This window comes from Actinacidiphila guanduensis (genome assembly GCF_900103985.1).
Taxonomy (GTDB): domain Bacteria; phylum Actinomycetota; class Actinomycetes; order Streptomycetales; family Streptomycetaceae; genus Actinacidiphila; species Actinacidiphila guanduensis.
This window is the reverse complement of record NZ_FNIE01000014.1, coordinates 59256-82262: the sequence shown is the minus strand read 5'-3', so window position 1 is coordinate 82262 and position 23007 is coordinate 59256. Positions and strand designations below refer to the sequence as shown.

Annotated in this window: 17 protein-coding genes; 13 read left to right on the top strand and 4 right to left on the bottom strand. The window is 74.3% G+C overall.

What is annotated here, in order from left to right:
- Positions 1-78: 78 nt before the first annotated feature.
- Complete coding sequence (locus BLR33_RS27120; RefSeq protein WP_093787257.1) at positions 79-3108, top strand: glycoside hydrolase family 2 TIM barrel-domain containing protein; 3030 nt, start codon at positions 79-81, stop codon at positions 3106-3108.
- Positions 3109-3360: 252 nt separating this feature from the next.
- Here the strand turns inward: BLR33_RS27120 and BLR33_RS27115 are convergent, their stop codons facing one another.
- Positions 3361-4356 carry a Gfo/Idh/MocA family protein gene (locus BLR33_RS27115; protein ID WP_093787256.1) on the bottom strand — a complete coding sequence of 332 codons (996 nt, stop codon included), beginning with the start codon at positions 4354-4356 and terminating at the stop codon, positions 3361-3363.
- Positions 4357-4471: 115 nt separating this feature from the next.
- Here BLR33_RS27115 and BLR33_RS27110 point away from each other — a divergent pair, with 115 nt between their 5' ends.
- From BLR33_RS27110 to BLR33_RS27080, 7 genes are all read left to right on the top strand, one after another.
- Positions 4472-5263 carry a GntR family transcriptional regulator gene (locus BLR33_RS27110; protein WP_176930524.1) on the top strand — a complete coding sequence of 264 codons (792 nt, stop codon included), beginning with the start codon at positions 4472-4474 and terminating at the stop codon, positions 5261-5263.
- Positions 5264-5552: 289 nt separating this feature from the next.
- A complete protein-coding gene (locus BLR33_RS27105; protein ID WP_093787255.1) occupies positions 5553-6473 on the top strand; it encodes a TIM barrel protein in 921 nt (306 codons plus the stop codon).
- Between the two features lie 2 nt (positions 6474-6475).
- Complete coding sequence (iolC, locus tag BLR33_RS27100; RefSeq protein WP_093787254.1) at positions 6476-7447, top strand: 5-dehydro-2-deoxygluconokinase; 972 nt, start codon at positions 6476-6478, stop codon at positions 7445-7447.
- Positions 7447-8325 (top strand): Cgl0159 family (beta/alpha)8-fold protein, encoded by an 879-nt coding sequence (locus tag BLR33_RS27095; RefSeq protein ID WP_093787253.1) that lies wholly within the window; start codon positions 7447-7449, stop codon positions 8323-8325. The genes iolC and BLR33_RS27095 overlap by 1 nt, the downstream gene beginning before the upstream one ends.
- A complete protein-coding gene (gene iolB / locus BLR33_RS27090; RefSeq protein ID WP_093787252.1) occupies positions 8322-9260 on the top strand; it encodes a 5-deoxy-glucuronate isomerase in 939 nt (312 codons plus the stop codon). Before BLR33_RS27095 ends, iolB begins: the two co-directional genes overlap by 4 nt.
- Entirely contained in the window at positions 9257-11287 is a 2031-nt protein-coding gene (gene iolD, locus BLR33_RS27085) for a 3D-(3,5/4)-trihydroxycyclohexane-1,2-dione acylhydrolase (decyclizing) (RefSeq protein WP_093787251.1), read from the top strand. Before iolB ends, iolD begins: the two co-directional genes overlap by 4 nt.
- A gap of 46 nt (positions 11288-11333) precedes the next feature.
- The gene (locus BLR33_RS27080) at positions 11334-12833 is read left to right on the top strand and encodes a CoA-acylating methylmalonate-semialdehyde dehydrogenase (protein WP_093787250.1); all 1500 of its coding nucleotides are present in this window, start codon (positions 11334-11336) and stop codon (positions 12831-12833) included.
- Between the two features lie 130 nt (positions 12834-12963).
- On the opposite strand, the gene BLR33_RS36790 is transcribed toward BLR33_RS27080, so the two are convergent.
- Positions 12964-15900 carry an Ig-like domain-containing protein gene (locus tag BLR33_RS36790; RefSeq protein WP_143031762.1) on the bottom strand — a complete coding sequence of 979 codons (2937 nt, stop codon included), beginning with the start codon at positions 15898-15900 and terminating at the stop codon, positions 12964-12966.
- Positions 15901-16314: 414 nt separating this feature from the next.
- Between BLR33_RS36790 and BLR33_RS27070 the strand changes: the two genes are divergently transcribed.
- A complete protein-coding gene (locus tag BLR33_RS27070) occupies positions 16315-17091 on the top strand; it encodes a maleylpyruvate isomerase family mycothiol-dependent enzyme (RefSeq protein ID WP_093787248.1) in 777 nt (258 codons plus the stop codon).
- 71 nt (positions 17092-17162) lie between these two features.
- Here the strand turns inward: BLR33_RS27070 and BLR33_RS27065 are convergent, their stop codons facing one another.
- Entirely contained in the window at positions 17163-17717 is a 555-nt protein-coding gene (locus BLR33_RS27065) for an Lrp/AsnC family transcriptional regulator (RefSeq protein ID WP_093787247.1), read from the bottom strand.
- Positions 17718-17812: 95 nt separating this feature from the next.
- A complete protein-coding gene (locus BLR33_RS27060) occupies positions 17813-18988 on the bottom strand; it encodes a pyridoxal phosphate-dependent aminotransferase (RefSeq protein ID WP_093787246.1) in 1176 nt (391 codons plus the stop codon).
- 308 nt (positions 18989-19296) lie between these two features.
- Between BLR33_RS27060 and BLR33_RS27055 the strand changes: the two genes are divergently transcribed.
- The 4 genes from BLR33_RS27055 to BLR33_RS27040 all read left to right on the top strand — a co-directional run bounded on the left by BLR33_RS27055 (position 19297) and on the right by BLR33_RS27040 (position 22982).
- Positions 19297-20070: an HpcH/HpaI aldolase family protein gene (locus BLR33_RS27055; RefSeq protein ID WP_093787245.1), complete on the top strand. Its 774-nt coding sequence runs from the start codon at positions 19297-19299 to the stop codon at positions 20068-20070.
- 109 nt (positions 20071-20179) lie between these two features.
- Positions 20180-21154, top strand: coding sequence for an ABC transporter substrate-binding protein (locus BLR33_RS27050; protein ID WP_176930522.1), 975 nt, complete (start codon positions 20180-20182; stop codon positions 21152-21154).
- Between the two features lie 8 nt (positions 21155-21162).
- The gene (locus tag BLR33_RS27045; RefSeq protein WP_176930520.1) at positions 21163-22191 is read left to right on the top strand and encodes an amino acid ABC transporter permease; all 1029 of its coding nucleotides are present in this window, start codon (positions 21163-21165) and stop codon (positions 22189-22191) included.
- Entirely contained in the window at positions 22188-22982 is a 795-nt protein-coding gene (locus BLR33_RS27040) for an amino acid ABC transporter ATP-binding protein (protein ID WP_093787243.1), read from the top strand. The genes BLR33_RS27045 and BLR33_RS27040 overlap by 4 nt, the downstream gene beginning before the upstream one ends.
- Positions 22983-23007 lie beyond the last annotated feature (25 nt).

Sequence of the window (23007 nt, the reverse complement as noted above, 5' to 3'; positions counted from 1 at the left end):
CCGCACCCAGGGGGCGCCCGCCGCCGACCCCGCGCGGGCGCCCCCGGAAGAGCCCCCATCAGAAAGAGTCGTGACCCCGTGTCCTCCCCCCGAACCACCCCCGGCACCGCGTACGTCACCGACCCCGCACCCGGGCACGGCGCCCTGCGCCCCGCGCGCTCCTGGCTGCACACCGACGCCCCGAGCCTGTCGCTCAACGGCCCCTGGCGGTTCCGCTTGTCGCCCACCGCGCACGTCCCCGCGGACTTCGCGGCCGCCACCTACGACGACAGCGGCTGGGACAGCCTGCCGGTGCCCTCCCACTGGGTGCTCCAGGGCGACGGGGCCTACGGGCGGCCGATCTACACCAACGTGCAGTTCCCCTTCCCGATCGACCCGCCGCACGTCCCGGACGAGAACCCGACCGGCGACTACCGCCGCCACTTCGCCCTGCCCGAGGGCTGGGAGCAGGCAGAGCGGATCGTGCTGCGCTTCGACGGCGTCGAATCGCTCTTCCGGGTCTGGGTCAACGGCGAGGAGGCCGGCGGCGCGAGCGGCAGCCGGCTGGCCCACGAGTTCGACGTGACCGGCTCCGTACGGCCGGGTGACAACGTCGTCGCGGTCCGGGTGCACCAGTGGTCGGCGGCCAGCTACGTCGAGGACCAGGACCAGTGGTGGCTGCCGGGCATCTTCCGCGATGTCACCCTGCACGCCCGCCCGGCCGGCGGCATCGAGGACGTCTGGCTGCGCACCGGCTACGACGACGGCCGCGGGACGATCGACCCCGAGGTCACCGCCGGCCCCGCCGCCTTCCCCGTCACCCTGCGGGTGCCCGAACTCGGCATCGAGCAGGTGTGGGCGGGCCCCGAGGACGTGGCGCCCCTCACGGCGGGCCCGGTGCAGCCCTGGACCGCCGAGCGGCCGCGGCTGTACGAGGCCACGGTGAGCAGCGCCGCCGAGACGGTCACCGTGCGGCTCGGCTTCCGCACCGTGGAGATCCGCGGCGACCGCTTCCTGGTCAACGGCCGCCGGGTCGTCTTCCACGGCATGAACCGCCACGAGACCCACCCCGAGCGCGGCCGGGTCTTCGACGAGGAGCACGCCCGCGCCGACCTGGCCCGCATGAAGCGCTTCAACGTCAACGCGATCCGCACCAGCCACTACCCGCCGCACCCGCGCCTGCTCGACCTTGCCGACGAACTCGGCTTCTGGGTGGTCCTGGAGTGCGACCTGGAGACCCACGGCTTCGACGCGGTCGGCTGGGCCGGCAACCCCAGCGACGACCCGGCCTGGCGGGAGGCGTACCTGGACCGCATCCGCCGCACCGTCGAGCGCGACAAGAACCACCCCAGCATCGTCATGTGGTCGCTGGGCAACGAGGCCGGCACCGGCGCCAACCTCGCCGCCATGTCCGCCTGGGTGCACGCCCGCGACACCGGCCGGCCCGTGCACTACGAGGGCGACCACACCGGCGCCTACACCGACGTCTACTCGCGGATGTACGCCTCGGTGCCCGAGGCCGAGCAGATCGGCACCGACGGCTCGCGCGCCCCGCTGCTCGGCTGCACCCCCGCCCAGGGCGCCCACCAGCGCACCAAGCCCTTCCTGTTGTGCGAGTACGCGCACGCGATGGGCAACGGGCCCGGCGCCCTCGACCAGTACGAGGCCCTGGTGCACACCCATCCGCGGCTGCACGGCGGCTTCGTGTGGGAGTGGCGCGACCACGGCATCGCCACCACCACCGCCGACGGCACCCCGTACTTCGCCTACGGCGGCGACTTCGGCGAGGTCGTCCACGACGGCAACTTCGTCATGGACGGCATGGTGCTCAGCAACGACGTGCCCACCCCGAGCCTGCACGAGTTCAAGGCCGTGGTGCAGCCGGTGCGCTTCTCCTTCGCCACCGCCGACACCTCCGGCGGCTCCGATTCCGCGGACGCCGTGGAAATCACCAACCTGCGGCACTCCGCCGACACCTCCGACCTGCGGTTCCGCTGGCGGGTCGAGCACGACGGAGTGCCCGTCGCCGAGGGCGAGTTGACGGCCCCGGTGGTGCCGGCCGGCGCCTCGGCGCGCGTGCCGCTGCCGGAGGTGCCGGTGGCCGAGGACGCCGAGACATGGCTGACGGTCGAGGCCGTGCTCGCCGCCGCGACCGCCTGGGCCGGGGCAGGACACGAGGTCGCCACCGCCCAGCTGGACCGCACGGCTGCCCGGCGCGAAGCCCCGCCCGTACGGACGCCTCGGCACTGGCGCCCCGCCGAGGGGGCCGAGGGCACGCTCACGCTCGGCATCGCCGAGTTCGCCGGAGGCTCGCTGGTGCGGCTGGCCGGACGGCCCGTCACGGGCCCGAAGCTGGAGCTGTTCCGCGCCCCCACCGACAACGACGAGGGCACCTCCGGCGAGGTGGAGGAGAGCGACGCGAGCCTCGCCGGGGTCTCCAACGCCGAACTGTGGCGCCGCGACGGCCTGGACCGGCTGACGACGCGCCGGATATCGGTGGAGAGCGCCCCGGGCGCGCTGCGCACGGTGGACCGCGTGTCGGCCGCCAACTCCGGGCTGTGGGTGGCGGTGGAGTCCACCTGGTCGCTGGAGGACGGCGAGGTGGAGCTGCGGGTGGAGACCGCGCCCTCGCGCGGCTGGTCCACGGTGTGGCCGCGGATCGGGATCCGCTTCGAACTGCCCGACGACGGGGCCCCGGTGGACGGCGCCGAGTGGTTCGGCACCGGCCCGCTGGAGTCCTACCCGGACAGCATGCGCGCGGCCCGCACGGGACGTTTCGCCGCGGGCATCGGGGAGTTGTCGGTGGAGTACGCGCGGCCGCAGGAGACCGGGCACCGCTCGCAGCTGCGGGAGCTGACACTGACCGCGGGCGGGACCGGCGTGCTGCACGTCACCGCCCACCCCGACGCGCGCGGCCGCCGCCCCGGCTTCAGCCTGAGCCGGCACACCCCGCAGCAGATCGCCCGCGCCGCCCACCCGTTCGAGCTGCCCGCGTCCTCGGCGGCGCACCTGATCGTCGACGCGGCCCAGCACGGCCTCGGCTCGCGCGCCTGCGGCCCGGACGTGTGGCCCGAGTTCGCCCTGCGCCCCGAGGCCCGCACCATCCGCCTGCGCCTGCGGTCGGCCTGACAGATGCACGGGCAGGCCCGCCCTCGTCCCCGGCACGGCAACCGCCGCGCGGGGTACGGGGGCGCGGGCCCGCCCGGTACCGGCGAACGCCGGTTGTGCGGTGTCGAGTTGCTCACCCACGTCGCCCGCGCGGCGGGTCGCCCCGCTCGCGAGGGCCGCACGGACGGTGAACGTGCCCCCGTCGATGGGGAGTTGCCCGAGCAGCGCGCGACCGCGGCGGGGGGCGGGTGCCGCGGTCGCGAGTGCGGGGTGTCAGGCCGTCTCGTCCAGCCGGACCGGGCGGCCCTCCAGACGGGAGCGGGTGGCGGCCTCGGCGACGGCCAGGGCCGCGCGGGCGTCCGCCCCGGTGCAGGGGCTCGGCCGAATGCCGGCCACCACCTCGGTGAAGGCGGCCAGTTCGGCCCGGTAGGCGTCCTGGAAGCGCTCCATGAAGCCGTCGTAGGGCGTGCCGGCGGGCCACGGGGCGCCCTCGGCGGAGACCAGCGGCGCCTGGTCGGTCAGGCCGGCGGCCAGGGTGCCCTTGGAGCCGCACACCTCCAGGCGGACGTCGTAGCCGGCGCCGTTGTAGCGGGTGGCGGTGCAGGTGGCCAGGGTGCCGTCGTCGAAGGTGAGCAGGGAGACGGCGGTGTCCACGTCGCCGGCGGCGGCGAAGAACTCCTCGCCCCTGTTCGCGCCGGTCGCGTAGACCTCGGTGACCTCGCGGCCGGTGACCCAGCGCACGATGTCGAAGTCGTGCACCGAGCAGTCGCGGAAGATGCCGCCGGAGGCCGGGATGTAGCCCGGGTGCGGCGGGGCCGGGTCGGCGGTGACGGCCCGCAGCGTGTGCGTCCAGCCCAGCCGGCCGTCCGCGACGGCCTCGCGCAGCGCGGCGTACCCGGCGTCGAAGCGGCGCTGGAACCCTATCTGCAGCGGGACCTCGGCCCCCTCCAGCGCGGCGAGCACCGCGTCGGTCTCGGCGAGGGTGCCGGCCACCGGCTTCTCGCAGAAGGTGGCCAGGCCCGCCGCTCGCGCGGCCAGGATCAGCTCGGCGTGGAAGGCGGTGGGCGCGGCGATCACCACGCCGTCCAGGCCCGCGCCGAGCAGGCCGTCCAGGTCGCCCGCGTACTGCGCGCCCACCTGGTCCGCCACGCCGCGGGCGGAGCGTTCGTCGGCGTCGTGCACCACGAGGCCGGTCACGGCGGGCAGGCCGGCGAGGGTGGCGGCATGGAACGCGCCGATGCGTCCCGTGCCGATGAGTCCGATGCGCATGTGCGGGTGCCTTTCGTGCGGAACGCCGGGAGCGGCCTTCTGCTTTCTACTCTTCGACGGATGACAAGGCAAGAGTTTGTTATGACATATGGACGTACAGAGGTTACGCCGCCTGATGAGTCATACTGGCGTGCGTCGGCAGAAGTCTCCTGGAGGGGTGGACGTGGAGTCGCTCGCGCAGCAGATCACCATCGACCGCAGCAGCCCGGTCCCGCTGTACTTCCAGTTCGCCCAGCAGCTGCAGCACCTCATCGAGTCCGGGGTGCTGCCGCCCGGTACCCGGCTGAGCAACGAGGTGACGATGGCCGACCAGTTCGGCCTGTCCCGGCCGACGATGCGTCAGGCCATGCAGCACCTGGTCGACAAGGGCCTGCTGGCCCGCAAGCGGGGCGTCGGCACCCAGGTGGTGGCGAACCGCATTCGCCGTCAGCTGGAGTTCACCAGCCTCTACGAGGACCTGGCCCGCGACCGGCGGCGCCCCGCCACCGAGGTGCTGTCCATAGCGACGGTGCCGGCCGAGCCGGAGGTCGCCGCCGCGCTCCAAGTGCCCGAGGGTGCCGAGGTGGTGGCGCTGCAGCGGCTGCGCCTGGCCGACGGCGAGCCGATCGCGCTGCTCCACAACCACCTGCCGGCCGGCCTGGTGGACCTCACCCCGCAGGCGCTGGCCGGCGCCGGGCTCTACCAACTCCTGCGCCGCTCGGGCATCGTGCTGAGCACCGCGGAGCAGACCATCGGTGCCCGCCGGGCCACCGCGGCCGAGGCGCGGCTGCTCGCGGAGAGCCGCGGCGCCACCCTGCTGACCATGGTCCGCACCGCGCGCGACGCCTCCGACCGGCCAGTGGAGTACGGCTCGCACGTCTACCGCGCCTCCCGCTACGCCTTCGAGATGACGGTCGCCGCGCACTGATTCCCGCCCCGATCCGCCGCGGATCGGGCCACCTGCCGAGCGCTCTGTCGGAAGTCAGAATGTCAGGACAAACTATTGACATGCTGTCGCCTGGAGAGGCAGGCTCGACGCAGACGCCCGGGCCGCGCGCCCGGGCGCGCGGTGCGCGAGGCCGCACCGCGCCGTACGCACCAGCAGCACGCCACACTGACACCTACCGGGAAGAGGGACGCGCCATGCCGAGCACGTCGGCCCGCCGCCACCGCCACACCGCCGGGCCGGGCACCGGCCGGGCGAAGGGAGCCCGGTCGTGACCGCCCCCCTCGCCGAGCGCATCGCCGGCGCGCCGATCTCCTGGGGCGTGTGCGAGGTCCCCGGCTGGGGCCACCAGCTCGGCCCCGGCACCGTCCTGCCGCAGATGCGTGAACTGGGTCTGTCCGCGACGGAGTTCGGCCCCGACGGCTTCCTGCCCGACGCCCCGGCCGACAAGGCCGCGGTCCTCGCCGCCCACGGCCTGCGCGCCGTCGGGCAGTTCGTCCCCGTCGTCCTGCACGAGGCCGGGCACGACCCGCTGCCCGAGGTCGAGACCGCGATCGCCGGCCTGGTCGCCGCCGACGCCGGCACCGTGGTCGTCGCCGCCGCGACCGGCACCGACGGCTACGACGCCCGCCCCGTCCTGGACGACGCCGGCTGGGCCCGCCTGCTCGCCAACCTCGACCGGATCGCGGCCGCGGCCGAGGCCGCGGGCCTGACCGCGACCCTCCACCCCCACGTCGGCACCATGGTCGAGTCCGGCGTGGAGACCCAGCGGGTCCTGGACGGCAGCCGCATCGGCCTCTGCCTCGACACCGGCCACCTGCTCATCGGCGGCGGCGACCCCGTCGCGCTGGCCGCGAGCCACCCGCACCGCATCGCCCACGTCCACCTCAAGGACGTCCGCCGCACGCTGGCCGACCGGGTCCGCTCCGGTGCGACCTCCTACACCGCGGCCGTCGCCGAGGGCATGTACGTGCCGCTGGGCGCGGGAGACGTGGACATCGCCGCCATCGTCCGCCTGCTGGAGGACGCCGGGTACGCCGGCTGGTACGTCCTGGAGCAGGACACCGTGCTGCACGCGGCCCCCGGCGAGCCCGGCGGCGCCGACCCGCGCGACGACGTGCGCGCCTCGGTGGCCCACCTGCTCGCCGTGGCCGCCGGCCGGGCCGGCGCCCCCGCACCGGCGGGGGAGTGACGGTGGCCCACGACCTTGTCACCATCGGCCGCACCGGCGTCGACATCTACCCGCTCGACCACGGCGTCGGCCTGGAGGAGGTGCGCACCTTCCAGAAGTTCCTGGGCGGCAGCGCCACCAACGTCGCCGTCGCCGCCGCCCGTCACGGCCGCGACGCCGCCCTCATCACCCGCACCGGCGACGACCCCTTCGGCCGCTACGTGCGCGCCGAGGCCGCCCGGCTCGGCGTCGACCCCGCGTACATCACCCCGATCACCGACCCGGACGGCCCGCCCACGCCGGTCACCTTCTGCGAGGTCTTCCCGCCCGACGACTTCCCGCTCTACTTCTACCGCTACGGCACCGCGCCCGACCTGATGATCGAGCCGGACGAGTTGCCGCTGGACGCGGTCCGCGGCACGGCCGTCTTCTGGGCCACCGTCACCGGCCTGTCCGCCCAGCCCAGCCGGGCCGCCCACTTCGCCGCCTGGCAGGCGCGCGGCCGGCGCGCCACCACCGTCCTCGACCTGGACTACCGGCCGATGTTCTGGGCGGACGCCGAGGAGGCCCGCGAACAGGTCGGCCTGGCACTGGAGCACGTCACGGTCGCGGTCGGCAACCGCGAGGAGTGCGAGGTCGCCGTCGGCGAACGCGACCCGCAGCGCGCCGCCGACGCCCTGCTCGACCGCGGCCTGGACCTCGCGATCGTCAAGCAGGGCCCCAAGGGCGTCCTGGCCGCCACCCGCGAGGAGCGGGTCGAGGTCGCACCCTTCCCCGTCCAAGTCGTCAACGGCCTCGGCGCCGGCGACGCCTTCGGCGGCGCCCTCGTGCACGGCCTGCTCGCCGGCTGGGAGCTGCGCCGTACCGTCGAGTTCGCCAACGTGGCCGGCGCGCTCGTCGCCTCCCGGCTGGAATGCTCGACCGCCATGCCCACGACCGCCGAGGTGGAGGCCGCTCTCGCCTCCCGCGCGCGCCCTTCGGAGAGGACGGCCTGATGGACGCCGCACAGCTGACCGAGATCCGGGCCCGCGAGCCCGAACGCATCGGCCGCGCCTGGCAGAAGCGCGCCCGCCGCCCCCTGCTCGGCGACGACGGCCGCCTGCTCATCGTCGCCGCCGACCATCCCGCCCGCGGCGCCCTCGGCGTGCGCGGCGACACCCGGGCCATGGCCAGCCGCACCGACCTGCTGGAGCGGCTGGCGACGGCCCTGTCGCGCCCCGGCGTCGACGGCGTGCTCAGCACCCCCGACCTGCTGGACGACCTGCTGCTGATGGGCGCCCTGGAGGACAAGGTCGCCATCGGCTCGATGAACCGCGGCGGACTGCAGGGCGCCGCCTTCGAGTTCGACGACCGCTTCACCGCCTACACCCCGCAAGCCCTGGCCGAGCAGGGCCTGGACGGCGGCAAGACCCTCACCCGGATCTGCCTGGGCGACCCCGGCACCGCGGCCACCCTGGAGGCGACCGCGGCCGCCGTCACCGGACTCGCGGGCCTGGGCCTGATGGCGATGATCGAGCCCTTCCTGTCGGTCCGCGAGGCCGGCCGCTCCCGCAACCTGCTCGACCCCGACAGCGTCATCACCTCCATCCACATAGCCAGCGGCCTGGGCGCCACCAGCGCCTACACCTGGCTCAAACTCCCGGTCGTGGACGAGCTGGAACGGGTGCTGGACGCCACCACCATGCCCACCCTCCTGCTCGGCGGCGACCCGCAGGGCGACCCGCGCGACACCTACGCCTCCTGGGGCGCCGCCCTGCGCATCCCGCAGGTGCGCGGCCTCGTCGTCGGCCGCGCCCTGCTCTACCCGCCGGACGGCGACGTGGCGGCCGCCGTGGACATCGCCGTCGACCTCACCCACGGGAGCAGCAGGTGACCGACGAGACCCGCTGGGTCCTGCCCCACGGCACCGCGGGCGCCGACGGCTGGGACCTCGCCGTCACCGACGCCCACCCCGGCTGGCACCACACCAGCCTGCGCACCGCCCGCCTGGCCGGCGAGGAGACCCGCGCCCTTGCGGCGGGCGACTTCGAGCACCTGGTCGTGCCGCTGTCCGGCGCCGTGCACGTCACCGCCGAGACCGCCGACGGCCAGGTGCACCGGGTCCGGCTCGACGGGCGGCCCGACGTCTTCGCCGGCCCCACCGACGTCGCCTACGTGCCCGCCGGCGCCCGCATCACCCTGCAAGCGGCCGGCGCCCCCGCCCGGGTCGCGCTCGCCGGCGCCCTCGCCCCCGGCAGCACCGGCCGCGGCGTCCACCGCGTCCCCGCCGCCGACGTGCCCGTGGAGCGGCGCGGCGCCGGTGCCGCCTCGCGCGAGGTGCGCAACTTCGGCACGCCCGCGGTGCTGGCCGCCGACTCCGTCATCGCCTGCGAGGTCGTCACCCCCGCGGGCAACTGGAGCTCCTGGCCGCCGCACAAGCACGACGTGGAACGCCCGGGCGAGGAGACCGCCCTGGAGGAGATCTACTACTTCGAGACGCAGGCCACCGACCCGCGCTGCACCGACCCCGTCGGCTACCAGCGGGTCTACGCCTCCGCCGCGGACCGGCCGATCGACGTGCTCGCCGAGGTCCGCGCCGGCGACGCCGTCCTCGTCCCGCACGGCTGGCACGGCCCCTCGATCGCCGCGCCCGACGCGCACCTGTACTACCTCAACGTCATGGCCGGCCCCGGGCCCGAGCGGGCCTGGCTGATCTGCGACGACCCCGCGCACGCCTGGGTCCGCGACACCTGGCCGGACCAGCCGTTCGACCCGCGGCTGCCGCTCGTCCGCCCGGCCGCCCCTCCTGAGACGAAGGAGACCGCATGAGCACGCAAGCCCCCGCGACGGTGCGGCTGACGGTGGCCCAGGCCACCGCCCGCTTCCTGGCCGCGCAGTTCGCCGAGCGCGACGGCGAGCGCCGCCGGTTCTTCGCCGGCGTCCTCGGGATCTTCGGCCACGGCAACGTCGCCGGCTTCGGGCAGGCGCTGCTCCAGATGGAGCAGGAGTCCGGCGGGCACTCGCCGCTGCCGTACATCCTGGCCCGCAACGAGCAGGCGATGGTGCACACCTCCGTCGGCTACGCCCGCCAGCAGGACCGGCTGCAGACCTGGGCCTGCACCGCCTCCATCGGGCCCGGCTCCACCAACATGCTCACCGGCGCGGCCCTTGCCACCATCAACCGCATCCCGGTGCTGCTGCTGCCCTCCGACACCTTCGCCACCCGGGTGGGCGCGCCCGTCCTGCAGGAGCTGGAACAGCCGTACGCGGCCGACGTGAGCGTGAACGACGCCTTCCGCCCGCTGTCGCGCTTCTTCGACCGGGTCTCACGGCCCGAGCAGCTGCCGGCCGCGCTGCTCGGCGCGATGCGGGTGCTCACCGACCCCGCCGACACCGGCGCGGCCACGATCTCGCTGCCGCAGGACGTCCAGGCCGAGGCGTACGACTGGCCGGCGGAGCTGTTCGCCCCGCGCACCTGGCACATCGCCCGGCGGCCGGCCGAGACCGCGCTCGTGGCGGCCGCCGCCGACCTCGTCCGCGGCGCCCGGCGGCCGCTGCTCGTGGCCGGCGGCGGCGTCCACTACTCCGGCGCCGAGGACGCCCTGCGGGACTTCGCCGCCGCCACCGGCATCCCCGTCGGCGAGACCCAGGCCGGCAAGGGCTCCCTGCCGCACGGGCACCCCCAGCTCATGGGCGCGGTCGGCTCCACGGGCACCACCGCGGCCAATGCCCTTGCCCGCGACGCCGATCTCGTCATCGGCGTGGGCACCCGCTGGAGCGACTTCACCACCGCCTCGCGCACCGCCTTCCAGCACCCCGGCGTGCGGTTCGTCAACATCAACGCGGCCGCGTTCGACGCGGGCAAGCACGCCGGGCTGGCGCTGGTCGCCGACGCCCGCGAGGCGCTGACCGCCCTGACCGCCGCCCTGGCCGGCCACCGCGTCCCGGCCTCCTACGAGCAGGAGCAGGCCGCGCTGTGGGCCGCGTGGGACGCCGAGGTGGAGGCCGCCTACCACCCGGCCGCCGAGGTGACCGACCGCCTCGCGCCGGGCGTGCTCACCCAGTCCACCGTGCTGGGCTGCGTCAACGAGCTGTCCGGCCCGCGCGACGTCGTGCTGTGCGCGGCCGGCTCGATGCCCGGCGACCTGCACAAGCTGTGGCGGGTCCGGGACCGCAAGGGCTACCACGTCGAGTACGGCTACTCCTGCATGGGCTACGAGATCCCCGGCGCGATCGGCGTCCGGCTCGCCGACCCCACCCGCGAGGTCTTCGCGATGGTCGGCGACGGCGGCTACCTGATGATGCCGACCGAACTGGCCACCGCCGTCCAGGAACGCGTGAAGATCATCGTCGTCCTGGTGCAGAACAACGGCTTCCACTCCATCGGCTCGCTCTCGCAGTCGCTGGGCTCCCAGCGGTTCGGCACGCAGTACCGCTACCGTGGGCCGGGCGGCCGCCTCGACGGCCCGCACCTGCCGACCGACCTCGCCGCCAACGCCCGCAGCCTCGGCGCCCATGTGATCGAGGTGCACTCGCGGGCGGACCTGGAGGCGGCCATCGCCAAGGCCAGGGAGTGGCCGGCCGACGGCGGGCCCGTCGTCATCCACGTCGAGACCGACCCGCTGGTGTCCGCGCCGGACAGCGCGAGCTGGTGGGACGTGCCGGTGAGCCAGACCGCCTCGCTCGACTCCACGCGGGAGGCGCACGCCGAGTACGTCCGGCACAAGGCGGATCAGCGCCCGCTGCTCGCGCCGGCCGAGCCGGCCGGACCGTCCGCGGAACCGGCCGGCGCACAGGAGCCGGGTGCTCCGCTGGGCCGCACCGCGCCTCAACCTGGGGACCCGGCCGGGAACTGACCCGGCGCCACCTCCCCTCCCACACCTATCTGTCAAGGAGCCTGCCGTGAGCGAGCCGCAGCGCATCACCCACCTCATCGACGGCCGTCCGTGGCAGGGCACCGCCGAGCGCACCGCCCCCGTCCACAACCCGGCCACCGGGGAGCAGACCGGCGCGGTGGACCTCGCCTCGGCCGACCTCGTCGGCGCCGCGGTCGTCTCCGCGAAGGCGGCCTGGCGGCAGTGGCGCGATGTGTCGCTGGCCAGGCGGTCCCAGGTCCTCTTCGCCTTCCGCGAGTTGCTGTACGCCCGCCGTGAGGAGATCGCGGCACTGGTCACCGCCGAGCACGGCAAGGTGCTCTCCGACGCGCTCGGCGAGGTGATGCGCGGGCTGGAGGTGGCCGAGTTCGCCTGCGGCATCCCGCACCTGCTCAAGGGCGGCTTCAGCGAGAACGCCTCCACCTCGGTGGACGTCCACTCGGTGCGGCAGCCGCTCGGCGTCGTCGCGGTGATCTCGCCGTTCAACTTCCCCGCGATGGTGCCGATGTGGTTCGTGCCCCTCGCGCTCGCCTGCGGCAACGCGGTGGTGCTCAAGCCGAGCGAGAAGGACCCGAGCGCGGCCCTGGCGATCGCGGCCCTGTGGAAGGAGGCCGGGCTGCCCGACGGCGTCCTCCAGGTCGTCAACGGCGACAAGGAGGCGGTGGACGCGCTGCTCGCCCACGAGGACATCGCCGCGGTCTCCTTCGTCGGCTCCACCCCGGTGGCCAGGTACGTCTACGAGACCGGCACCCGGCACGGCAAGCGGGTCCAGGCGCTGGGCGGCGCGAAGAACCACATGCTGGTGCTGCCCGACGCCGACCTCGACCTGGCCGCCGACGCCGCCGTCAACGCCGGCTTCGGCTCGGCCGGCGAGCGGTGCATGGCGATCTCGGTGCTGGTCGCCGTCGAGCCCGTCGCCGACGACCTCGTCGCCCGCATCGCCCACCGGATGGCCGGCCTGCGCACCGGCGACGGCACCCGCGGCTGCGACATGGGCCCGCTGGTGACCAGGGCGCACCGGGACAAGGTCGCCTCCTACATCGAGGCGGGCACCGAGGCGGGCGCGAAGCTCGTCGTGGACGGCACCCAGGGGGAGTTCGACGCCGACGGCGACGGCTTCTTCCTCGGCCCCACCCTCTTCGACGACGTCACCCCCGAGATGCCGGTCTACACCGACGAGATCTTCGGCCCCGTCCTGTCCGTGGTGCGCGTCTCGTCCTACGACGAGGGCCTGGCCCTGATCAACGCGAACCCCTACGGCAACGGCACCGCGATCTTCACCAACGACGGGGGCGCCGCCCGCCGCTTCCAGCACGAGGTCGAGGTCGGCATGATCGGCGTCAACGTCCCCATCCCGGTCCCCGTGTCCTACTTCTCCTTCGGCGGCTGGAAGAACAGCCTCTTCGGCGACACCCACGCCTACGGCGAGGACGGCGTCCACTTCTTCACCCGCCCCAAGGTCGTCACCACCCGCTGGCCCGACCCCTCCCACGGCGGCCTCAACCTGGGCTTCCCCACCAACGAGTAGCCCCTGCGGGCAGCCGGGCGAGTGGGACGGCCGTGCGCGGGGTTCTCCGAGCGAGGAGGGCACCTTGCCCGGCCCGTCCGCCCGCGGGGGTGAGCCGGGGGCGGACGGGGTCGGGATGAGCCCGACGGGCTTACGGCGCCGCGGGGTTGTCGATCTCCAGGCCGTCGAAGGTCGCGTAGGAGCCCGAGAGTTTGGTGACCGTGACGGTGTGGACGCCCGCGGGGAGCGGCGGGCTGGTGAAGACGGCGACGTCGGCGTGGCGGGCGCCGTCGGCGGGGACGGTGGAGACCGTGGTGGCCGGGGCGCCGTCGATCGAGACGGCGATGTCGCCCTGGTCGGTGTACTCCTCGCCGAAGACCTTCACGCCCGTGCCGATGAAGGTGGCGGTGAGGCTGCTGCCGTCGGCGGTCGCGTAGTGGACGTCGTCGCCGTAGTCGCCGAAGCCGCGGGCGTTCAGGTAGTCCCAGCCGGTGTAGGCGATCGACGGGTCGGTGTCGTCGATCCGGGCCGCGGCCGGCGGGGTGCCGACGTAGACCAGGACGGCGGCCGACGCCTTGGAGGCGGTGCCGGCGCGGTCGGACTGCGTGGCCGACAGGGTGTGCTGCCCGGAGGCGGCGCCGCTCAGCGTGCACGACCAGGTGCCGTCGGCGGCCACGGGCGCGTCGCAACGGCCCTGGTCCGTCGCGTCCTGGACGGTCACGGTGTCGCCCGCCGCCCCTGTGCCGCGCACCGCGAACGCCGAGGTCAGGCCCGTGGTGCCGCTCGCCGGCGCGGTGATCACCGGCCGCGGTACGTACGGGCCGACCGTCACGTCCGTGCCGTCCGCGCCGCCGGGCACCGTGGCGACGAGGAAACCGGGGGAGAGGACCTGGATCCGGCTCGCCGGGTGCCCGCCGAAGTACACCGGGGTCCCGCCCGAGAAGCCGGCGCCCGCGATGAGCACCTGCTGCGACGGACCGCCGGCGGGCGCGGAGACGTACGCGGTCTCCAGCGGGACCCCGGCGGCCAGCGCCTGGTGCGCGGCGGTGACGCCCGCGTTCGCCAGCACGGCGGCGGGGATGTCGGCCGGGCCGGGCGAGGCGGGGATGACGGTGTTGTCCTGGATGTTGGAGTCGACCGGCGCGTTGCAGATGTAGCTGCCCGCGGGGTCGGAGAACCAGTTGCCGGAGACCCAGAAGTGGCCGGTGGACGAGCAGCCGCCCTGCGCGCCGAGCGAGGTCAGCGGGTGGAACTCGACGTTGCCGTGGAAGCCGATCCACTCCGAACCGGCGTCGTCGTAGAAGGCGTTGAAGCGCGAGCCGTCGTTGTAGACAACGTTGCCGGTGACGTGCAGGCCGTTCGCGAGGGTCGCGGCCGCGTCGATCGTGCCGTCCGCCGCGTAGACGTACTGGGCCTGGTGGCCCTCCATGTAGATGGCGCCGCCGTCGTCGAGGACCTGCATGACGTTGAAGATCAGGTTGTCGCTGATCGTGTTGTCGGCGTTGACGTTCGTGGAGTTCTGCGGGTGGTCGGCCTCGTCCACGTGGCCCTGGATCACCCCGGCGGTAATGCCGGTGTAGGGCAGGTCGTACAGCTCGTTGTGGCTGATCACGGTGTGCCGGCTGAACAGCAGCGTGATGCCGCAGGCCGAGCGGTAGTCGGTGCCGACGTCGTGGATGACGTTGTCGGTGACGGTGGTGCGGTCCAGCACCTCGTTCTCGCCCACCGTGTCACCGCGCACCAGGTCCGCGTCGGGCGTGCAGTTCGCCTCGATCACCGAGGCGGGGGTCTGCGTCGGTGTCGGGTCGTAGGTGCAGCCCAGGGAGAGGGCGGTGGAGGCGATGGCGGTGAACTCGTTGCCCTCCACGGTGTTCCCGGTGCCGCCGTACATGAAGCTCAGGCCCGCGCCGCCGAGGTCGGTGAAGCGGTTGCCGGTCAGGGTGATCCGGCTGGCGCCGCTGAAGGCGACGTTGGCGAGCGGCTGGGTGAGCGCGCCCCAAGGACAGCTGCCCGCGGGCTGGGAGAAGGTGCACAGGCCCTGGTTGGTGGCGCCGGTACGGTGCAGGTTGCTCTGCACATCGGCGAAACCGGCCGGGCCGGAGGGTGCGTTCCAGGTCGCGTACGAGAACTGCAGGTCGGCGAAGGTGACGTCGTGCAGCGGGCGGGCGAGGCTGCCGGCGCCCTGCACCAGCTGCTCCAGGCGCGGGAGTTCGACGTCGAGGGCGGCCGGTTTCCTTCCCTTCGGCGGCGCGTAGAAGAGCGTGCCGGCCGAGGTGTCGAGGAACCACTGGCCGGTCCCCAGGAGTGCGCGGGCGCCCAGGATGGTGGTGGGCACCTGCGAGGTGGGCATGGACGGCAGGCCGCCGGTGCCCTGGCTGAAGGGGGCGATGTCGGTGACGTTCGCCCAGCACGGCTGGTCCATCACCAGGGTGCTGCCGGACATGCCGGCGACCCCGCACTTGGAGTCGGTCCAGGCGCCGTTGCCCGCCGGGTAGTCGAACTCGACCTGGGCCAGCTGGGCGGGGGTCAGGGCACTGAACCAGGCCAGCGCGGCCGGGTCGTCCGCGAGGTCGTAACCGGTCGCCGAGCCTTTCCAGTTGCCCGAGAAGTGCAGGTCGGCGGGGGTGGCCTGGGCGAGCGGGGCTTCCTGGCCGTCCACGTAGAGCTGGCGGGTGGCGCTGCCGCGCGGGACGCGCGCGGACCACACGCCGGTGCTGCCCACCTGGTGCCAGCCGGTGACGCGGGTCGCGCCGGAGATCACCGGGTGGGCACCGGGGGCCGCCTCCCAGACGACGGGGTGGCCGGGCGTGCCGGAGTCCGCGGCGCCGAACTTCCAGGTGGCGCCCAACCGGTAGGTGCCGCCGAGGAGTTCGACCCTGGTGCCGGCGGGGGCGTGGCCGTGCCCGGCGGTGCGGACCTGGGCCTGGGCCGTGGTCAGGGAGCAGGGGGCGTGCGCGGTGCAGGCGGCGCCGTGGCCGTCGGGTGCGGCCCACAGCACCGGTGGCCCCGCTGGTCGCGCGGGACCTGCCGCCTGCGCGGGGCCCGCCGCCACCAGCGCCGACGCGCCCGCCAGCCCCAGAGCCACCACCGCCCCGAGAATCCTGCCTGCCGATGCCGTCCATCTCATGAGCACTCCGGTTAACCGTCAACCCGCGGGCATGCCCGCAGAGGCCAAGACATCCGATGACTGGGGGCAGCGTTGCAGTCGCCTCGACTGGCGTCAACGGGCAGGACGGAGAAAGCTGTTCAGGGAAAGGGTGGGGTTGCGTGGTGATGGATCGGATGTATGGGGCTGGATCATCCCAGGATCGCGCCGGGTGTGTACGGCGGGCACGTGCGCGGCTCATGCGGGGGGCCGGGGCATTGCCGCGGTACGGTCCGGCATCGCCGTGGTGCGGCCCGCGGCACGGCTCCCATATGCGGCCCGGCTTCCGCCTCGCCCGTCCGGGTAGGAAAGCGGCACGTCAGGAATGCCGCGGGCCCCGGCGCGGTTGCGGCCAGCATGAGCGAACTCGCGGACCGCACGATCGCGGCCCTTCGTACCGAGCACGACACGCTGGTGGCGCTCCTCGCGGAGCGGGGCGACGGGAAGTTGACGGCGCCCAGTGGCGCCGGGGAGTGGACGGTCGCCCAGGTGCTCTCGCACCTCGGCAGCGGCGCCGAGATCGGCCGGGCGCCCATCGCCCGGGCGGCGGGGGAGTCCGTCCCGGCCGAGACCAACCAGGAGATCTGGGCCCGCTGGGACGCGGCCGCCCCGGCCGACCAGGCCGCGGGCTTCGTGGCCTCGAACGCGCGCTGGCTGGAGACGGTGGAGGCGCTCACCCCCGAGCAGCGCTCCTCGCTGAAGATCGACATGGGCTTCCTGCCGGAACCGGTGCCGCTGGAGACCGCGGTGGGCCTGCGGCTCAACGAGGTCGCGAACCACACCTGGGACGTCCGGGTCGCCCTCGACCCCGAGGCCGAGGTCCTGCCCGAGTCGGCGGCGGCCCTGGTCGAGCTGCTGGCCGGCCCGCTCTCCTTCCTGCTCGGCTGGGTGGCCAAGCCGGCGGAGCTTCCCGGGCCGGCCGCGCTGGCGGCACCGGGTGCGGGCGTGCTGATCGACGACAAGGTCACCCTCACGACGACCCCGCCGGCCGCGCCGACCGCGACGCTGACCGGCGCCCCGGGCGCGGTGATCCGCCTCTTGAACGGCCGCCTCAAGGCCCCCTTCACAGCGAACGTCACCCTGGAGGGCGCCCTCACCCTCCCCGACCTGGGCCGCGTCTTCCCCGGCTTCTGACCGGCCCCCCGCCCCGGGCGGCGCACCGGGCAGCACCCGGGCGCGCCCGTTCCGGCCCCGGGCCGCGTGCCTTACTGGCGCAGCTCGGGGGGCTCGTCGAGGAGGCGGCTGCGGTTGGTGGGGCCGACCAGCTCGCCGATGCTCAGGAACGTCTCGATCCGCTGGATGCCCCGTATCTGCCAGATGGGGTCGATCAGCAGCTCGCGCAGGTGGTCGTGGCCGCGCAGGCGGAAGCGGGCCAGCAGGTCGTAGCCGCCGGTGACGACGATGAGTTCCTCGAGCTCGGGCAGCGCCCGCAGCGTGGTGAGGATGTCGCCGACGTCGGCGCCGGCCAGCAGGGTGATCGGCATGAAGACGACCAGCGGGAAGCCGAGCGCGGCCCAGTCCACGTCCACGGTGTAGGAGCGGATCACCCCCGAGCGCTCCAGCCGGGCGATGCGCTCGCCGACCGCGGGCGCCGACATGTCGATCTCCTGGGCGATCCGGCGCTGCGACAGGCGGGAGTTGGCGTCCAGCAGCCGCAGGATGCGCAGGTCCAGCTCGTCCACGGGCACCCGCGCGTGCGGGCGCTCCAGGGCCTCGGAGAGGCTGGCCATGGGGCTCTCGCCCTTGGTGGGGTCGGTCATGGGTCCCTGTTCCTCGGCGTTTCCCGGCGTTTCCCGGCGTTCCTCGGCCGCCCTGGGCCGTCCTCGGAGCTGCCCCCGCTGCCGTGCCGGGGCGCTCAGGCCCCGGCCGCACGGCCCAGGCCCGCCCCGAAGCCCGTCAGCGCGCCCCAGGAGAGCAGGCGGTCGAGCCCGGTCTCCAGCACGTCCTCGGCGACCGACAATGATATGCGCACGTGGTCACGGGCTGTGTCGCCGAAGGCACTTCCGGGAGCCACCGCCACCCCGTGGCCCACCAGGTCCAGGGCCGCCAGCCGCGAGTCGGCGCCCGGCGCGAGCGGCACCATGGCGTAGAAGGCGCCGTGGGGCACCGCGATCCGCAGCCCCGCGCCGGTGAGGCGGCGCACGGCGAGGTCGCGGCGGGCCCGGTACTCCTCGCGCATCCGCGCCACGCACTCCTGAGGGCCTGTCAGCGCAGCGTGCGCGGCGTACTGGCCGATCGCGGAGACCGAGGAGAGCAGCGCCTCCTGAACGGTGCTCAGCAGCGCGGTCACCCGCGCGGGCGCGGTGAGGTAGCCGACCCGCCAGCCGGTCATGGCATAGGTCTTGGAGAAGCTGTAGACGCCGATCACCGTCTCCGGGTCCAGGGCGACGGCGTTGGCGGGCGCGCCCTCGAAGACCAGCTCGTCGTAGACCTCGTCGGACAGCACCCACACGCCGTGCCGGCGGGCCGCGGTGACGATCGCGGCCACCACCTCCTGCGGGAAGACCCTTCCGGTGGGGTTGCTCGGCGAGTTGAGCACCAGCGCCCGGGTGCGCGGGGTGATCAGCGCCTCGACCTCGTCGGGGTCGGGGAGGAAGCCGGCCGAGGCGCGCAAGGGGTAGCGGGTGACGCTCGCGCCGCGCATCCGGCCGATCATCTCGTAGTTGGGCCAGCTCGGGTCGGGGACGAGCAGGTCGTCACCGGGGTCGAGCAGGGCCTCGGCGAGCGCGGACAGCGCCTGGACCGCGCCTTGGGTGACGACCACGCGGGAGGCGGGCAGGTCCAGGCCGGTGACGCGACGCAGTCGCGCGGCGAGCGCCTCGCGCAGCTCGCCGGTGCCGGTGCTCGGGGTGTAGCCGACACCACGCGGGACCGCGTCCCAGGCGGCGCGGGTGATGTGCGCGGGGGTGGGGAAGCCGGGTTCGCCGATCTCCAGCCGGCTGATCCGCCCGCCGGGCAGCTCGATGACCCGGTTGACGATCTCGCGGATTCCCGAGTGCGGCATCGCGCCGGCCGTCCGACTGACCCTCATGGTGCTCCTCACGTCTCGCCGGCCGAGCGGCCGCCCGTCGGCCCCAGGCCGGGCTTCACCATCACACGGCGATGCTCAGATGTAAACACCAGGCCGCTCAACGCCTTATGAGTGAAAGGTCGATGGTGTTAATCGTAGGTAAATTGCATGCCTCTTCCCTTGTCGGTCTTACGAACGCCTGTCGATGATGAGGCTCTCCGGTGGCCGGACCGCCCGGCCGGGACCGGGACGTCGCGGCGCTGCGCCGGGACCGGGCGGCACCGCCCGGCAACCGCGGGGCGCCGGAGTGAGGGGCAGGTGGTCTGAAGATGGCGGCGCTGCCGTGGCCGTTCGGCCGGCCGCACGAGGCGTGGCTCGGTGCCTGGTGCGCCCTGCCCGGCCGGTGGAGCGCGGGCACTTTGGCCGCAGCCGGCTACGACTGGGTGTGCCTGGACGCGCAGCACGGCGCCCACGACGACCGCTCGCTGGTCGAGGCGCTCACTGCACCCGGCGGCGCCCCGCTGCTGGTGCGCGTGCGCAGCAACGACGCCGGCCTGATCGGGCGGGCCCTGGACGCCGGTGCCGCCGGCGTGATCGTGCCGGTGGTCGACGACGCCGAGGCTGCCGCCCGCGCGGCCGCCGCCACCCACTACCCGCCGCTCGGCGCCCGCAGTTGGGGCCCGCTCGCGGGGCTGGCCGGCGGCACCGCGCCCACGGCCGGCGAGGCCCGCAGCCTGTGCGCGGTGATGGTCGAGACACCGGCCGCGGTCGCCGCGGCGGCCGACATCGCCGCCGTCCCCGGCGTGGACGCCCTCTTCGTCGGCCCCTACGACCTCGCGCTGTCGTCGGGCACGGATGTGGCCGGCCTGCTCTCCGGCAGCCGGGGCCGGGCCGCGCTCACCACGGTGGTACGGGCCTGCGCCGAGCACGGCGTGGTCGCCGGGGCCTACGCCGGCTCGCTCGACATCGCCCGCGCGCTGCGCGGCCTCGGCTTCACGATGCTCGCCGTCGCCTCCGACGCGGCCCTGCTCGCCGATGCGGCCGCGGAAACCCTCGCTCGGGCCCGCACCGTCCTCGGCGCCCCGCAGGGGGAGGGCACATGACGGCCGCAGGCCCCGGAACACGCGTCACCCCCACGTCCGCGGGCCATCAGGGCCCGCGCGCCCGCCGCGGCAGCACCGCGAGGACATCGTGACGAACAAGGAGAAGCGCATGAAGCACGAGAGAGCAGGACGGACACGCAGGTCCGTCCGGACCGCGGCAGCAGTCGGCGCGGCCGGCCTCGCGCTCGCCCTGCTGTCGGGGTGCGGGGGCGGCGGCAAGAGCGGCGGCTCCGGCGACGCCGCCTCCGCATCGGCCGCAGCCTCGGCGAGCCCGGCCGCCGGCGGCACCTCGGCCGTCGCGGGCGTGGCCGAGGTGCCGTCGATCGCCGCGATGGTGCCCGCGTCCTTCCGCAAGAGCGGCGTCATCAAGGACATCACCTACAACGACGCGCCGCCGGACGAGTACGTCGACGGCGGCGACCTCGTCGGCTGGGAGGTGGACCTCGCCAAGGCCACCGCCCAAGTGCTCGGCCTGAAGGTCGAGATCACCGGCTCCGGCTCCTTCGACTCCTTCATACCCGGCCTGCAGAACCACCGCTACGACGTCTCCTTCACCTCCTGGGTCGTCACCCCCGAGCGCGAGAAGGTGCTCGACCTGGTGTCGATGTTCCAGTCCGGGACCGGGTTCGCGGTGCCGCAGAGCAGCACCCTGAAGGTGTCGGCGATCACCGACCTGTGCGGCGCCAAGGTCGCCGTCATCCAGGGATCCGCCTTCGTCGAGCAGCTCAAGGCGGCCGACACCAAGTGCACCGCGGCCGGCAAGCCGGCGATCCAGACCTCCACCTTCCCCTCCGACGCCGCCGCCGAACTGGCCGTCGGCAGCGGGCGGGCCCAGGTCTACGCCACCTCCTCCAATCAGCTGCCGTACCTCATCGAGCAGTCCCACAAGGCGTTCGCCATCCAGCCGCTGGACTACCTGCCCACCCCCATCGCCGTCGGCACGTCCAAGGGCAACGGACTGGCGAAGCCGATCGCCGCCGCCCTGCAGCACCTGATGGACGACGGGACCTACGACCGCGTGCTCAAGCAGTACGGCGTCGACAGCGGCCGGCTGACCAAGGCCGCCGTGCTCCCGGCCGGGTGACCCCGGCCATGGCCCCGCACACCCGCAGCGGCCCGGCCGCTGCCGAACTCCCCGCGGCGACCGGCGCCGGCGGCGGGCGGGAGCTGCCCGCCGAGCCGCCGCGCTGGCACGCGATCCTGGCCGTGCGCCCCTCCGGGCTGCCGCTGACCGTCGTCGTGCTGGTGCTGGCCGCGATGGGCGCGCACCTGCTCGTCACCGCGCCGAGCATCCAATGGCACGTCGTCGCCCACTACTTCACCAGCTCCGAGGTGCTCGACGGCCTGGTGCGCACCATCGAGCTGACCGTGCTCGCCATGGCGATCGGCGTCGGCCTCGGCGCGGTGCTCGCGGTGATGCGGATGGCCCGCAACCCGGTGCTCTCCGGGTCGGCAGGCCTGTACATCTGGTTCTTCCGTGGCGCCCCGCTGCTGGTGCAGATCCTCTTCTGGTTCAACCTCGCCTCCTTCATCCCCCGGCTGTCGCTCGGCGTGCCCTTCGGCCCGTCCTTCACCTCCTGGGACACCAACCACCTGGTCACCCCGTTCGTCGCCGCCGTGCTCGGCCTCGGCCTCAACGAGGCCGCCTACATGTCGGAGATCGTGCGGGCCGGCATCCTGTCGGTCGACGCCGGCCAGGGCGAGGCAGCAGCCGCGCTCGGCATGAAGCGCGGCCACGTCATGCGCCGGATCGTGCTGCCGCAGGCGATGCGCGTCATCGTGCCGCCCACCGGCAACCAGATGATCGGCATGCTCAAGTCCAGCTCCCTGGTGAGCGTCACCTCCATGCCCGAGCTCCTCTACTCCGTGCAGCTCGTCTACTCGCGCACTTTCCAGACCATCCCGCTGCTCGTCGTCGCCACCTTGTGGTACCTGCTGATGACCACCGTCCTGTCCTGGGGCCAGTACTACGTCGAGCGCCACTTCGGCCGCGGCTCCGCGCGCGAACTGCCGCCCACCCCGCTGCGCCGGACCCTGGACCGGATCGGCGCCGCCCTCGCCCGCCTGGAGCGGGCCACCGCACGCGCGGGCCTCGACAAGCACACCGGGGAGGCGGCATGACGGCCACGCCCGCACCGGCGGCCGGGACGGACCGGCCGCTGCTCGCCGTGGAGGAGGTCTGGAAGCGCTACGGCGACCACCACGTGCTGCGCGGGGTCAGCCTCGATGTGGCGCCCGGCGAGGTGCTGTGCCTGCTCGGGCCGTCCGGCTCCGGCAAGTCCACTCTGCTGCGCTGCGTCAACCGGCTGGAGCGCATCCAGCGCGGCAGCATCCGCGTGGACGGCGAACTCGTCGGCTACCGCGAGCAGGACGGCCGGCTGGTCGAGCGCGACGAGGCCGACATCGCCCGGCACCGGGCGCTGACCGGCATGGTCTTCCAGCACTTCAACCTCTTCCCGCACATGACCGTGCTGGAGAACCTCACCGAGGCGCCCCGCCGGGTGGCCGGGATGCCCGCCGCCGAGGCGGCCGCGCTGGCCGGCGAACTGCTCGGCCGGGTCGGGCTCGCCGACCGCGCGCACGCCTACCCGCGGCAGCTGTCCGGCGGCCAGCAGCAGCGCGTCGCCATCGCCCGCGCGCTGGCCATGCGCCCGCGGCTGATGCTCTTCGACGAGCCGACCTCCGCGCTCGACCCCGAACTCGTCGGCGACGTGCTGCGCGTCATGCGCGACCTGGCCGCCGAGGGCATGACGATGCTCGTGGTCACCCACGAGATGTCCTTCGCCCGCGACGTCGCCGACCGGCTGGTCTTCATGGACGGCGGGCGGGTGCTGGAGGCGGGGCCGCCCGCGCGGATGATGGCCGACCCCGAACACCCGCGCACTCGCGAATTCCTGGCCCGGTTCCGGTGAGCCGGGCCCGCCGCGCGCCTCGCGG

Coding starts and splice junctions, on each gene's coding strand:
- BLR33_RS27065 (WP_093787247.1), bottom strand. CDS start 17,717: ATGACCGACCCCACCAAGGGCGAGAGCCCCATGGCCAGCCTCTCCGAG.
- BLR33_RS27110 (WP_176930524.1), top strand. CDS start 4,472: ATGAGTCATACTGGCGTGCGTCGGCAGAAGTCTCCTGGAGGGGTGGAC.
- BLR33_RS27040 (WP_093787243.1), top strand. CDS start 22,188: ATGACGGCCACGCCCGCACCGGCGGCCGGGACGGACCGGCCGCTGCTC.
- BLR33_RS27070 (WP_093787248.1), top strand. CDS start 16,315: ATGAGCGAACTCGCGGACCGCACGATCGCGGCCCTTCGTACCGAGCAC.
- BLR33_RS27115 (WP_093787256.1), bottom strand. CDS start 4,356: ATGCGCATCGGACTCATCGGCACGGGACGCATCGGCGCGTTCCATGCC.
- BLR33_RS27095 (WP_093787253.1), top strand. CDS start 7,447: ATGGACGCCGCACAGCTGACCGAGATCCGGGCCCGCGAGCCCGAACGC.
- BLR33_RS27050 (WP_176930522.1), top strand. CDS start 20,180: ATGAAGCACGAGAGAGCAGGACGGACACGCAGGTCCGTCCGGACCGCG.
- BLR33_RS27055 (WP_093787245.1), top strand. CDS start 19,297: ATGGCGGCGCTGCCGTGGCCGTTCGGCCGGCCGCACGAGGCGTGGCTC.
- BLR33_RS27060 (WP_093787246.1), bottom strand. CDS start 18,988: ATGAGGGTCAGTCGGACGGCCGGCGCGATGCCGCACTCGGGAATCCGC.
- BLR33_RS27045 (WP_176930520.1), top strand. CDS start 21,163: ATGGCCCCGCACACCCGCAGCGGCCCGGCCGCTGCCGAACTCCCCGCG.
- iolD (WP_093787251.1), top strand. CDS start 9,257: ATGAGCACGCAAGCCCCCGCGACGGTGCGGCTGACGGTGGCCCAGGCC.